The organism is Kitasatospora sp. NPDC051702 (genome assembly GCF_040681575.1).
Lineage (GTDB): Bacteria > Actinomycetota > Actinomycetes > Streptomycetales > Streptomycetaceae > Kitasatospora.
The window spans coordinates 1-12,666 of sequence record NZ_JBFAZB010000036.1 but is presented as its reverse complement, the minus strand read 5'-3'; the positions used below and the strand labels follow the sequence as shown (position 1 = coordinate 12,666).

Genomic DNA, 12,666 nt, shown 5'->3' with positions numbered 1-12,666 from the left:
ACGGGCACTGCTACGCTCGCGCCCATTGTTAACGTTCACATTGCAGGGAGAGGGCGACCGGGGGAAATGCTCCTCGATGACGCGTCCGCGGAGTTCCACGACTTCTTCGAACGCCACTACTCCGAACTCGCCCGTCTCGCCCACCTCCTGACCGGCGAGGCGGACGCGGCCGACGACCTCGCCGCGGACGCCCTGATCGCGCTGTGGCAACGCTGGGACCGGCTCCGCGCGGCCGACCACCCCCTCGCCTACGCGCGCGGGGTGGTCGCCAACATGGCCCGGGCCCGGATCCGCAGCGCCATCCGCGAGCGGCGCCGGGTGCTGCTGTTCTGGTCCCGCGCACCCGAGCGAACGGACGGCCCGGACGTGGCCGCCGTGCTGGACGTCCGGACGGCGCTCGACCGGCTGCCGTTCCGCAAGCGGGCGTGCGTGGTGATGCGCCACGCCTTCGACCTGTCGGAGAAGGACACCGCCGCGGCGCTGGGCATCTCGGTCGGTACGGTGAAGAGCCAGACCTCGAAGGCGATGGCCGAGCTGGAACGCGCACTCGGCGCACGAGCGGTCGGCGAACTGGCGACAGGAAGGAGGAACGTACGGTGAACGAGCACATCACCCGGCAGCTGCGCGAAGCGGCCGAAGCCCACCGGCCCGACCGCGCACGGATCCTGGCCCGCGTCGAGCGCGGAGCGGCCGGCCCCTCCGTCCGCCACCGCGCGCCGGCGGTCATGAGGTCGTGGCCCAGAGCCGCCCTCGCCGCCCTCGCCACGGCCGGCGTCCTGGCCACCGGCGGCCTGGCCGTCGCCGGCATCGTCCGGACACCGCTGCAGCCGGACACCGTCACCACCACCCCGGCCGGCCCGCTCCCGACTGCGACCGCGACCCCGTCCCCGACGGTCACCCCTTCGCCGACCCCGGCAGCCCCGGGCACCGTCACCCCGCCCCCCGTACCCGCCCCGGCCACCACCCCGGGCAGTCCGCGCCCCACCCCCTCGGCCAGCAGCCACCCCGTGAACGGTGCGCTGTGGTCGGAGGGATCGGTCGACTCCCACAGCACGGTGTACTGGGCCCAGCAGGACCTCGTCCTCAGGACCACCCAGCCGCTCACCTCGCTCACCGTCGAGCTACGGATCGCCCAGACCGGCGAGGTCCGGGACACCGGGAACTGGCGGACGCTTCCGAGCGAGGACTTCACGGTCACCGTCCAGGAGTCCGGCGGCGTGCTGTTCTACCGCTGGGTGCTGAAGCCGGGCCGCACGGTTCCGGTCGGGCAGCACGAGTTCGCCGGCCAGTTCAACCACGCCACCGGCGTGCGCAGCGCCGCCAACGACGGCTACCGGGTCGACGCCCAGTCGGCCGGCGGCCCCGCCTCGGTCTGGGGAGGGTTCGGCCCGGCGCGCTGAGGCCCGCCCGGTGTGCCGGCCCCACGGGGTCGGCGGGCGGGGTGGCGTCACTCCGTGAGGGCCGCACCACTCTCCCGGTCGACGAAATGTCCTCCCCGGCCCGGCAACCTTTCCCCCCAGGGCGGCAACTGACGGGTAACCAGGGCCGCACCAAGGCCCGCCCGCTCAGAAGGACAAGCCCTTGCCAGACCAGAACCGCTCCCATCGCCGCCGTCCGGCAACCCGCCGTCTGATCGCGGCCGCCGTGGTGCTCGCCGCCGCGGGTACCGCCGTACCGCTGATCGCCCAGGCCGCACGGACGCCGAACGCCGGCAAGCCCACCGCGCTGGGCCCGGCGGCGGCCGCTAGCGGCCGCTACTTCGGTACGGCCGTCGCCGCCGGGAGGCTCGGCGACTCGACGTACTCCACCGTTCTCGACCGGGAATTCACCATGGTCACCCCGGAGAACGAGATGAAGTGGGACACCGTCGAGCCCTCGCGCGGATCGTTCGACTTCGCCCCCGCCGACGCGATCGTCGGCCATGCCTCCGGGCACGGCCAGCGCATGCGCGGCCACACCCTGGTCTGGCACTCCCAGCTGCCCGACTGGGTCTCCTCCATCACCGACGCCAACACCCTGCGCGGTGTGATGAACAACCACATCACCCAGGAGATGGCCCACTACAAGGGCAGGATCTACGCCTGGGACGTGGTGAACGAGGCGTTCGCCGACGGCGGGAGCGGCCAGCACCGCCCCTCGGTGTTCCAGAACGTGCTCGGCAACGGCTTCATCGAGGAGGCCTTCCGCACCGCCAGGAACGCCGACCTCGCGGCCAAGCTCTGCTACAACGACTACAGCATCGAGAACCGGTCGGACGCCAAGACCCAGGGCGTCTACGCCATGGTCAAGGACTTCAAGTCCCGCGGCGTCCCCATCGACTGCGTCGGCTTCCAGAGCCACTTCGGCGCGGGCGGCCCGCCTGCGAGCTTCCGTACCACCCTGTCCGACTTCGCCGCGCTCGGCGTCGACGTCCAGATCACCGAACTGGACGTCGCCCAGGCGTCCGCCACCGCGTACCGCGACGCCGTCCAGGCCTGCCTCGACGTCCCCCGCTGCACGGGCACGACCGTGTGGGGCATCCGCGACAGGGACTCCTGGCGCACCGGCGAGAACCCGTTGCTCTTCGACGACAACGGCAACCGGAAGAGCGCCTACGGCGCGGTGCTCACCGCCCTGGGCAACGCCGGCGGCGGCACCGCGGAGGGCGGCATCACCTCCGGCACCGTCTACACGCTCGCCGCGGCGGGAGCCTCCGGTCGCGTCCTCGACGAGCCCGCGGGGTGGAACGGCAACGGCACCCCGCTCCAGGTCTGGGACGCCAGTGGCGCCACCAACCAGCAGTGGCGCGCCACCAGGAACGACGACGGCTCCTACACCTTCACCAACATCGCCAGCGGACGGGTCCTGGACGAACCCGGCGGCCGGACCGGCAACGGGACGCGGATGCAGGTCTGGGACTCCACCGGCGGCGCCAACCAGCGTTGGAAGGCCGCGCGAAACGGCGACGGCTCGTACACGCTCACCAACGCCGCGAGCGGCCGGGCCCTGGAGACCCCCGGCAACCAGACCGCCAACGGCACCGCCGTCCAGATCTGGGACTCCTGGGGCGCTGCCAACCAGCACTGGAACCTGAAGCCGTCCGGGTCGTCGACGCCGGCGCCGACGGGCGGCTCGTGCGCGCTGCCGTCGACGTACCGGTGGTCGTCCACGAGCGCGCTCGCACAACCGGCGAACGGCTGGGGAGCACTCAAGGACTTCACCGACGTCGTCTACAACGGCAAACACCTCGTCTACGCGTCGAACGTGTCAGGATCCTCCTACGGCTCCATGGCGTTCACCCCGTTCACCAACTGGTCCGACATGGCCACCGCCCACCAGACCGCAATGAACCAGAACGCCGTCGCCCCCACCCTCTTCTACTTCGCCCCCAAGAAGACCTGGGTCCTCGCCTACCAATGGGGCCAATGGCCCTTCATCTACCGCACCTCCAACGACCCCACCAACCCCAACGGCTGGTCCGCCCCCCAACCACTGTTCACCGGCGGCATCCCCGGCGCCGCCCCGATCGACCAGACCCTCATCGCCGACGACCAGAACATGTACCTCTTCTTCGCCGGCGACAACGGCAGCATCTACCGCGCGAGCATGCCCATCGACAACTTCCCCGGCAACTTCGGCTCCTCCTACACCACCGTCATGACCGACACCGTCAAGAACCTCTTCGAAGCACCCCAGGTCTACAAGGTCAAGGACCGGAACCAGTACCTCATGATCGTCGAAGCCCGCGGCACCGACGAACACCGCTACTTCCGCTCCTTCACCACCACCAGCCTCAACGGCACCTGGACCCCCCAAGCCGCCACCGAGAACAACCCCTTCGCCGGCAAAGCCAACAGCGGCGCCACCTGGACCAACGACATCAGCCACGGCGACCTCGTCCGCAACAACCCCGACCAGACCATGACCATCGACCCCTGCAACCTCCAACTCCTCTACCAGGGCAAAGCCCCCAACGCCACCGGCCCCTACGACCAACTCCCCTGGCGCCCCGCCCTCCTCACCCTCCAACACTGACCCACCCCGAACCCCACACCCCACCACCGACGGAACCCACTCGGCCGCCGGGGGCACCCGCACCCTCACGCGGACACCCCGGCGGCCACACCCCGACCGTCACGACGACCGGTCCAGCGGGCCCCGCCGGCACGGGGCGGCTGCCCGCGCCGGTCTCTCAGACCACGGCCACGCCGCTGCCGGCGATCACCTCGGGCCGCAGCAGGGCCGCGAGCCGCTCCGCCGGGAGCAGGCCGCGCTCCAGCACGAGTTCGGCCACACCCCGGCCGCTGGCGAGGGCCTCCTTGGCGATGTCGGTGGCGGCCGTGTACCCGATGTACGGGTTCAGGGCGGTCACCAGCCCGATGGAGTTCTCGACGGTCGCGCGCAGCACCTCGGTGTTGGCGGTGATGCCGGAGACGCACCGCTCGGCGAGGGTGAGGCATGCGGCGCGCAGATGGGTGATCGACTCCGACAGCGAGTGCAGGATGATCGGCTCGAAGGCGTTGAGCTGCAGCTGCCCCGCCTCGGCGGCCATGGTGATCGCGACGTCGTTGCCGATCACCTCGAAGGCGACCTGGTTGACCACTTCCGGGATCACCGGGTTGACCTTGCCCGGCATGATGCTCGAACCGGCCTGCACCGGCGGCAGGTTGATCTCGCCGAGGCCGGCGCGCGGCCCGGAGGACAGCAGCCGCAGGTCGTTGCACGTCTTGGACAGCTTGACGGCGATGCGCTTGAGCACGCCGGACATCTGGACGAACGCGCCGCAGTCCTGGGTGGCCTCGACCAGGTTGGCCGCGGTGACCAGGGGCAGCCCGGTGATGCCGGCGAGGTGGCGCCGCGCGGCTTCGGCGTACCCGGTGGGAGCGTTGAGGCCGGTGCCGATCGCGGTGGCGCCGAGGTTGATCTCGTGGATCAACCGGACGGCTTCCGCGAGCCGGCTGCGGTCCTCGTCGAGCATGACGGCGAAGGCGGAGAACTCCTGGCCGAGCGTCATCGGCACGGCGTCCTGCAGCTGGGTGCGGCCCATCTTCAGGACGTCGCGGAACTCGACGGCCTTGTGGGCGAAGGCGTCCTGGAGGACGGCCATCGCGTCGAGCAGGCCCCGCACGGCGAAGACCGTCGCGACCCGGACGGCGGTCGGGTAGACGTCGTTGGTGGACTGGCCGAGGTTGACGTGCTCGTTGGGGTGCAGGTGGCGGTACTCGCCCCTGGCGTGTCCCAGGAGCTCCAGCGCCCGGTTGGCGAGGACCTCGTTGGCGTTCATGTTGGTCGAGGTGCCGGCGCCGCCCTGGATGACGTCCACGACGAACTGGTCGTGCAGCTTGCCGCCGCGGATCTCGCGGCAGGCGGTGGCGATCGCGGCGGCCTTCGTGGGTTCCAGCAGGCCGAGTTCCTCGTTGGCGAGGGCGGCGGCCTCCTTCACGGCGGCCAGCGCGTCGATCAGGTGCGGGTAGGCGGAGATGGGCGTGCCCGTGATGGGGAAGTTCTCGGTGGCGCGCAGGGTGTGGACGCCCCAGTAGGCGTCGGCGGGGACGTCCCGGTCCCCGAGCAGGTCGTGTTCGCTACGGGTGGCGGCGGTCATGGCTGGGCGGGTCCTCTTCTGGCAGTGGTGGGTCGGGTCACGGGCGCGCGAGCAGGGCGGACGGGTCCAGCGCGGTCACCGGCCGCACGCCGCCGACGGGCCGGCCGCCGCCGGTCGCCGGCTCCCCCGCGAATGCGCTGAGCAGCCGCGGGTCGACGCCCGCCAGCGCCAGGGCGGCCGCCGCCACCGGGACACGCGCCCGGTTCGCCCCGTCGGCGATCTTCAGGGCGACGGCGCGGCCGTCCGGCAGCGCGGCGATCTGGACGCCCTCGAAACCGTCCTTGGCGAGCAGCCCCGGTACCGCGCGCATCAGCCGGGCCACGTCCCGCCCCGCACCGGAGGCCATCTCGGGGTGTTCGCGCAACGCGGCCGCCACCCGGAACTCGGGGGTCCCGGGTGCGCCGGTGGCGATGCGCGCGGCGGCGCGGGCCAGTCCGTGCAGGGAGACGGCGAACAGGGGGGTGCCGCAGCCGTCCAGGGTGGCGTGCGCGATGCGCTGGCCGGTGAGGTCCTCCACGGTGTCCGCGATCATCCGTTGGAGCGGGTGCCCGGGGGCGTCGTAGTCCTGCAGAGGCCAGCCGTTGAGCCGGCACAGGTGGAGCATCGCGGCGTGCTTGCCGGAGCAGTTCTGGGCGATGCGGGAGGGCGGGCGGTCCTCCCGGATCCAGGTGTCGCGCACGGCCGGGTCGTACGGCAGGTCGGGGACGTTGCGAAGGTCGTCCTCGGTGAGACCGGCGAGCGTCAGGATCCGCCGGGCGGCCGCGAGGTGGCGTTCCTCGCCGGAATGGCTGCCCATCGCGACGGCGAGCAGTTCACCGTCGAGCGGCAGTCCCGCCCGGACCATGGCGACGGCCTGGACGGGCTTGAGGGCCGATCGCGGGAAGCACGCGGCCTCCGCGTCGCCGAGCTGGAACCGGACCTCGCCGTCGCCGCCGAGGACGACGACGGAGCCGTGGTGGGTGCTCTCGACCACACCGCCTCGGGTGACGTGGGCGAGGGGGACGTGGCGGGGCTCGCGGATCGCGGGCGCGTCCGCGAGAAGGCTGGTGAGCATGGTTGCCTCGATCGTGATGGCTTGGGGCTGCTGACCTGGGTGCCTGACGGCGGTGGCCCGGGCGGAGGCGCGGTGGGCCCGCGGATCCCCCGGGCCACCCGGGTTCAGTCGTCGGTTCCGGCCGCGACGCGCGCGATGCGCCCGCGGACCGCGTACCAGCCGGCGACGAGGACGGCGGCGATGAGCGGTACGCACAGCACGGTGGTGCGTCCGGCGCCGCCGTCGGCGTACATGAGGACCAGGACGGTGACGAGGAAGGCCAGCGTCACGAGTTCGGTCCAGGGCGAGCCGGGCAGCCGGTACTCGGGCCTGGTCAGTTCGCCGGACGTGGTCTTCCGCCAGAACAGGAGGTGGCAGAGCATGATCATGCCCCAGGTGGCGATGATGCCGATGGCCGCGAGGTTGAGCACGATCTCGAACGCGTCTGCGGGGACGACGAAGTTGAGGCCGACGCCGAGGACGCACATGCCGCTGGTGAGCAGGATGCCGCCGTAGGGCACCTGGGTGCGGCTCATCCGTGCGGTGAAGCGCGGAGCCGAGCCGTTGACGGCCATGGAGCGCAGGATGCGGCCGGTCGAGTAGAGGCCGGAGTTGAGCGAGGACATCGCCGCGGTGAGGACCACCAGGTTCATCACGCTGCCCGCCGCCGGGACACCGATGTGGGAGAGCACCGTCACGAACGGGCTCTGGCCGGAGGTGTACCGGTTCCACGGCATCAGCATCGACAGCAGCACGACCGAGCCGACGTAGAACAGGCCCACCCGCCACATGATCGAGTTGATCGCCTTCGGCATGATCTTCTCGGGGTTCTCGGTCTCCCCTGCCGTCACGCCGACCAGTTCGACGGAGGCGTAGGCGAAGACGACGCCCTGGATGATCAGCAGCATCGGCAGCAGCCCGTTGGGGAAGATCCCTCCGTTGTCGGTGATCAGGGACGGGCCGGGCACGGCGCCGTCGACCGGGTGCTGGGTCACGAGCAGGAAGATCCCGATGCCCATGAAGACGACCAGGGCGCCGACCTTGACGATGGCGAACCAGAACTCCAGTTCGCCGAAGATCCGCACCGAGATGAGGTTCACGGTGAGCACCACGGCCAGGGCTATGAGCGCGATCACCCACTGCGGGACGTCGGAGAACAGGTGCCAGTAGTGGGTGTACGTGGCGACGGCGGTGATGTCGGCGATGCCGGTGGTCGCCCAGTTGAGGAAGTACATCCAGCCGGCGGTGTAGGCGCCCTTCTCCCCCAGGAACTCCCGGGCGTACGAGACGAAGGCACCGGAGGAGGGGCGGTACAGGACGAGCTCGCCGAGCGCCCGCACCACCAGGAACGCGAAGACGCCGCAGATGGCGTACGCGACGAACAGGGAGGGGCCGGCGTCGGCGAGCCGTCCGCCGGCGCCGAGGAACAGCCCGGTGCCGATCGCACCGCCGATGGCGATCATGTTGACGTGCCGGGCCTTCAGGGACTTGCTGTAGCCGGTGTCTCCGGCGTCGACGTGACGGGTCGTGGGGCGCTTCTCGTCTTTGAGGAACTGCTCGCTCACGCCTCGGCTCTGCCTTCTCTTGAGGTGTCCGCGCGCTGGGGGCGCACGATGTCGGTGAGGGTGGCCTCCACGCGGTGGAGGTGGTGGGACATCGCCTCGACGGCGTCGGACTCGGAACCGTCGATCAGGGCCTCGACGATCGCGCGGTGCTCGCAGTTGGACTGCTCGCGCCGACCGCCGAGTTCGTTGAGGAAGGTCGACTGACGCGCCAGTGCGTCACGGATCTCCTCGATCACCCTGCGGAACACCGGGTTGCCGGAGGCCTCGGCCACCGCCAGGTGGAACACGGTGTCCAGGGCGACCCACGCGGTGGTGTCGGTCTCCCGTTCCATCCGGTCGAGCAGGTGGGCCAGGTGGTCCAGGTCCTCGGGGCTCCGGCGCAGCGCCGCGTAGCCGGCGACCGGGATCTCGACGTGCCGGCGCACCTCCAGGAGGTCGCTGGCCGCGTAGTCGCCGAAGGTGGGGTCCTCGACCGTGTTCGCCACGACGAAGGTGCCCTTGCCGGTCTTCGAGACGGTCAGGCCCATGGCCTGCAGGGCACGGAGGGCCTCCCGCAGCACGGGTCGGCTGACCTCCAGCGTCCGGCACAGCTCCGCTTCCGAGGGGAGCTTGTCCCCCACGGCGTACTGACCGCGCTCGATGGCGCTGCGCAGGTGGCCGAACACCGCTTCCATGGCGCTGACGCGCCGCGGGGGGACCGCACCACCTGTCTGGCTGTCTGACAGGTTCACGGGCTGATCCTGGGGCTTGGAACACCACGGTGTCAAGACACCGGAGCCGTGCCGGTGACCCGGGGTGAACCCGGCCGGACCCGCACCTTCCGCTCGCCGGCGCCGCCGGGGGCGGCGGCCGGAGCCGACCGGGCCGCGGCCACCAGCGCGTGCACCACGGCCGAGTCGAAGGCCATCTCGGGATGCCACTGGACGCCGACCGCGAAGCGGTGCCGGGTGCTCTCGATCGCCTCGACGGTGCCGTCCGCCGTCCGCGCGCCCACGACCAGGCCGGCCCCGAGGGAGTCCACCGCCTGGTGGTGGTGCGTGGCGACCTGGCGGGTCCCCGGAAGGAGCGCGCCGATCCGCGTCCCGGCCACCGTGGTGACGGCGTGGGGGGCGAAGTGGCCACCGTGCAGGTTGTGCCCGTGGTGGCCCACCGTCTCGGGGAGGTGCTGGATCAGGGTGCCGCCCGCGTGCACGTTCATCAGCTGCATCCCGCGGCACACTCCGAGCACCGGCATGTCACGCGCCAGAGCCTCGGCCAGCACGGCCCGCTCCCAGCGGTCGCGTTCGCGGACCGGAGGCCCCGTGCACGGATGCGGCTGGGCTCCGTACAGCTCGGGATCCAGGTCCTCGCCGCTGGTCAGGACGATCGCGTCCAGTCGCGCCACGACGTCGGGCGCGGCCTCCGGCGCGTCCGGTGGCAGCAGGACCACCCGGCCGCCCGCCGCCTGGACGCAGCTGACGTACGCCGCGGGCAGCAGTGCCGCGGGCAACTCCCACTCCGCCCACTGGGCCTGGGCGAGGTAGGTGGTGAGGCCGATGAGTGGCTTGGGCATACCACGTCCTTTCGGGAGCGGGGGTCGACGGCCGACAGCCGTCTCCTGCGGCCCGCCCGGCGGTGGCGGCGCGGGCGGGCGGCGCAGGAGGGGGTGCACGGCCCGCAGGGCACGCGGACGCGCCCGGCAAGCGCGGGGGCGGGGGTGGGGTGGGGCGCCGGCCCGGGGGCGGAGGCTTGCGCATCCGGGCCGCGAGCAAGAATCCTGCTGCCGTTCATGCTTAAGCACAAGAAAAGACATCTTCGCGACAGATAAGTGAGCCTTAACTCCGTGCAGAGACTCGACCCCCGGCTGCTCGCCACCCTCGAAGCCGTCATCCGCCACGGCTCCTTCAACGCCGCCGCACGCGAGTTGGGATACAGCGCGCCCGCCGTCTCGCAGCAGATCGCCGAACTCGAACGCCGGGCCGGCCTCATCCTGATCGAGCGCCGCCCCGTGCGCGCCACCCCGGCCGGCACCGTCCTCCTCGACGCCGAACAGCGCGTGCGGAGCGCGCTGGCCGCGGCGTCCCTGGAACTCGACGCGATGCGCGCGGGAACGGCCGGGCGGATCAGGCTCGGGGCGTTCGCCTCCTCCGCCGCCGGCATCGTCCCCCGGGCGCTGGCGGAGCTCCACGCGGCGTATCCCGATGTCCGGGTCAGCCTCTCCCAGGTGGAGCCCGAGGCCGGCTACGGCCGGCTCAAGCGCGGAGACATGGACCTGGCCCTCAGTTACGACTACGACTTCATCCCGATGCCACCGCCCCGGACGCTGCGCCGGACGCTGGTCGCGCGTGATCCGGTCGTGGCGGTCGTCCCGGCCGACCATCCCCTCGCCCACCGGGACGTCATCGACCTCGCCGACCTCGCGTCCGAGACCTGGATCGCGGCTCCGGAGGCAGCGCTGCGCCTGGAGCTGCTCGCCCAGATGGCCAGGACACCGGGTTTCCAGGCCCGCCTCGAATACGACGGCGACGACTTCAACACCGTGCTCGGCTTCGTGGCCTCCGGTCTGTGCGTCGCCGTCATGCCGCGGCTGGCCGTCCCCCCGGACAGCACCCAGGTCGTGGCGCGCCGCCTCGCCGGCCCGGAGCTGACGCGCTTCATCTACACCGTCCGCATCGACACCCGGCACGCCCCGCGCGCCCTCCTGGCCCTGGAGGGGATGCTCGCCGCCGAGGCCCTGGACGCCCTCTCATGAGCCGGGGCGAGGCCGCGACGGGCGCGGCACCGGAAGTCGCCGGCCCGCGGGCGGGCCGGCCTCCGGGCGGCCGCTCAGCCCTGCGACAGGGTGCTCCGATCGGCGGTGAGCCGCTCACGCCACTCGGCCACGGCGCCGGCGGGCATCGCCGCGAGACGGGCGATCACCTCGTCGTCCCGCCCGTCGCTCCAGCTGAGGACGCGGGTCAGGACGGTGTTCCGGACGAGGCGGACCTCCTTGAGCAGCTCCTCCAGGCGCTTCAGCTCCTCCCCGGTGGCGGAGAGCGTGTCGTCGACGGCCGTCCTCTCCACGGCCCGCTCGTGCCGCAGGTATTCCGCCAGGCCGGTGAGGACCACGCCGTCGTCGGCCGCGGCACCGCGGAACGTCTCGGCAAGGTGGTCCAACACGCAGTCAGGGGCGTCGGCGAGACTCGCCCCCACGACCTTCGCGCCCTCCCAGCTGCACCGTCCGGCGTCGCTGGTCCGCAGCCAGAGCCCGGCCTCGACCGGATTCCGGTCGCCGCACGCGGCCGCGCGATGGGCGTACAGGGCCGCACGGTGACCGTAGAAGACGTAGCCCTCCTCGATCCGGACACCCGCCGGAGCACAGATCCGCCCCGGCACGCCGCCGTAACCGGAGTCGGGCCGGTAGGCGGCGCATCCGTCCAGCTCGGCGTCGGTAGCCGTCGCCCAGGCCGGATCGCACAGCTCCGGGTTCCGCGCGAGGAAGTCCGCCACCTCGACCCGCCATGCCGGAACCGGGCTCATCCGGGGTTCGGCCCAGATCACCGTTCCCGTGTCATCGAGCGTGAACCGGCAGGCCTGTTCGAGGTCCGTCCAGGCCGTGGCGGCCTCGGCGGACCACTCCAGTTCCTCGTCCGGACCGACCCGGTGCAGCGAGCCGATCACGCGCTGGACCAGGGGCAACACCCGTCGGACCAGCGCGTGGAGCTCCCCGGCGGTGAAGAAGCGCCAGGTGTCGGCGCCCCGGTCGTCGACCGTGCGGTGCGTGAGCGGCAGAGCGAACACCGCCGGGGAGGGCAGCGCGCCCTCGCCGACCGTGGCCCGGCGGTGCCCGGGGAGCCAGCCGGCGGCGTCCTCGCCCTGAGTCCGCCAGTCGCTGTCCCCGAACCACACGGCGCCGGCCGCGACGTCGACGGCGATCCACTGCTGGTAGCCGTTACCCGGCCCGAACCGCTCCAGGTGGTGCTCGGCCTGCCGGTCGTGCCACACGTACTCCGCCGGGGGCGGACTGAGTTGGACGGCGACGAAACCGTCCTGCGGGGTGTACCCGACGACGACGTGTGCGGTCGGTTTGCTGGACTCGGTCCCGGACATGCGGCTCCCTCCGTGCCGGACCGTGGCGGATCCGCCACTGTGCGGCACCGAGCCTGCCCTGCGCGGGCCATCCGATCAAATCCGATCACTTGTGCACGCGTCGTCCCCCGAGGGCCCGCGCACGCGCGACACGGGACGGCACCGCCGGGCGCGCGACCACGAAGGACGCCGGGCATTTCGCTCGCGGAGCTGCCGGTGAAGCGGACCTTGACGCAGCCTCGCCGGGCGCGCATCATCGACCCGTGAACCTGTCAGACAGCATGACAGGCGTGGAGCTGGCCGCCGTCGCCGGAAGCCGCACGGTCGGCCCGCGGGCACGGGACCGGACACGCCGGTGCGGGGTGCGCCCCGGGGCGGATCTGTGCTCCGGCGGGTGTCCGGATCGAGGAGGGCTACGTCTTCTACGGTCACCGTGCGGC

Annotated in this window: 10 protein-coding genes; 4 read left to right on the top strand and 6 right to left on the bottom strand. The window is 72.1% G+C overall.

Annotation, left to right across the window (positions count from 1 at the left end; translation table 11 throughout):
- The first annotated feature begins 66 nt into the window (after positions 1–66).
- From AB0N04_RS26335 to AB0N04_RS26325, 3 genes are all read left to right on the top strand, one after another.
- On the top strand, positions 67–600 hold the full coding sequence (locus AB0N04_RS26335) for a SigE family RNA polymerase sigma factor (RefSeq protein ID WP_360212071.1): 534 nt from the start codon (positions 67–69) through the stop codon (positions 598–600).
- Positions 597–1,400 (top strand): hypothetical protein, encoded by an 804-nt coding sequence (locus tag AB0N04_RS26330; protein ID WP_360212069.1) that lies wholly within the window; start codon positions 597–599, stop codon positions 1,398–1,400. The genes AB0N04_RS26335 and AB0N04_RS26330 overlap by 4 nt, the downstream gene beginning before the upstream one ends.
- Before the next feature lie 229 nt (positions 1,401–1,629).
- Positions 1,630–4,014 carry a non-reducing end alpha-L-arabinofuranosidase family hydrolase gene (locus AB0N04_RS26325; protein WP_360212201.1) on the top strand — a complete coding sequence of 795 codons (2,385 nt, stop codon included), beginning with the start codon at positions 1,630–1,632 and terminating at the stop codon, positions 4,012–4,014.
- Between the two features lie 157 nt (positions 4,015–4,171).
- Here the strand turns inward: AB0N04_RS26325 and aspA are convergent, their stop codons facing one another.
- From aspA to AB0N04_RS26300, 5 genes are all read right to left on the bottom strand, one after another.
- Positions 4,172–5,581 carry an aspartate ammonia-lyase gene (gene aspA, locus AB0N04_RS26320; protein WP_360212067.1) on the bottom strand — a complete coding sequence of 470 codons (1,410 nt, stop codon included), beginning with the start codon at positions 5,579–5,581 and terminating at the stop codon, positions 4,172–4,174.
- A 37-nt stretch (positions 5,582–5,618) separates the two neighbouring features.
- The gene (locus AB0N04_RS26315) at positions 5,619–6,635 is read right to left on the bottom strand and encodes an asparaginase (RefSeq protein WP_360212065.1); all 1,017 of its coding nucleotides are present in this window, start codon (positions 6,633–6,635) and stop codon (positions 5,619–5,621) included.
- Between the two features lie 104 nt (positions 6,636–6,739).
- On the bottom strand, positions 6,740–8,179 hold the full coding sequence (locus AB0N04_RS26310; protein ID WP_360212063.1) for an amino acid permease: 1,440 nt from the start codon (positions 8,177–8,179) through the stop codon (positions 6,740–6,742).
- Complete coding sequence (locus tag AB0N04_RS26305) at positions 8,176–8,853, bottom strand: FadR/GntR family transcriptional regulator (RefSeq protein WP_360212199.1); 678 nt, start codon at positions 8,851–8,853, stop codon at positions 8,176–8,178. Before AB0N04_RS26305 ends, AB0N04_RS26310 begins: the two co-directional genes overlap by 4 nt.
- 89 nt (positions 8,854–8,942) lie before the next feature.
- Entirely contained in the window at positions 8,943–9,731 is a 789-nt protein-coding gene (locus tag AB0N04_RS26300; RefSeq protein WP_360212061.1) for a gamma-glutamyl-gamma-aminobutyrate hydrolase family protein, read from the bottom strand.
- Positions 9,732–10,001: 270 nt separating this feature from the next.
- Between AB0N04_RS26300 and AB0N04_RS26295 the strand changes: the two genes are divergently transcribed.
- Complete coding sequence (locus AB0N04_RS26295; protein WP_360212059.1) at positions 10,002–10,910, top strand: LysR substrate-binding domain-containing protein; 909 nt, start codon at positions 10,002–10,004, stop codon at positions 10,908–10,910.
- Positions 10,911–10,984: 74 nt separating this feature from the next.
- Here the strand turns inward: AB0N04_RS26295 and AB0N04_RS26290 are convergent, their stop codons facing one another.
- The gene (locus AB0N04_RS26290) at positions 10,985–12,247 is read right to left on the bottom strand and encodes a hypothetical protein (protein WP_360212057.1); all 1,263 of its coding nucleotides are present in this window, start codon (positions 12,245–12,247) and stop codon (positions 10,985–10,987) included.
- Between the last annotated feature and the right edge of the window lie 419 nt (positions 12,248–12,666).

Excerpts from the sequence above, each read along its gene's own strand:
- AB0N04_RS26335 (WP_360212071.1), top strand. The coding sequence starts at position 67 with ATGCTCCTCGATGACGCGTCCGCGGAGTTCCACGACTTCTTCGAACGC.
- AB0N04_RS26305 (WP_360212199.1), bottom strand. The coding sequence starts at position 8,853 with ATGGAAGCGGTGTTCGGCCACCTGCGCAGCGCCATCGAGCGCGGTCAG.
- AB0N04_RS26300 (WP_360212061.1), bottom strand. The coding sequence starts at position 9,731 with ATGCCCAAGCCACTCATCGGCCTCACCACCTACCTCGCCCAGGCCCAG.
- AB0N04_RS26290 (WP_360212057.1), bottom strand. The coding sequence starts at position 12,247 with ATGTCCGGGACCGAGTCCAGCAAACCGACCGCACACGTCGTCGTCGGG.
- aspA (WP_360212067.1), bottom strand. The coding sequence starts at position 5,581 with ATGACCGCCGCCACCCGTAGCGAACACGACCTGCTCGGGGACCGGGAC.
- AB0N04_RS26315 (WP_360212065.1), bottom strand. The coding sequence starts at position 6,635 with ATGCTCACCAGCCTTCTCGCGGACGCGCCCGCGATCCGCGAGCCCCGC.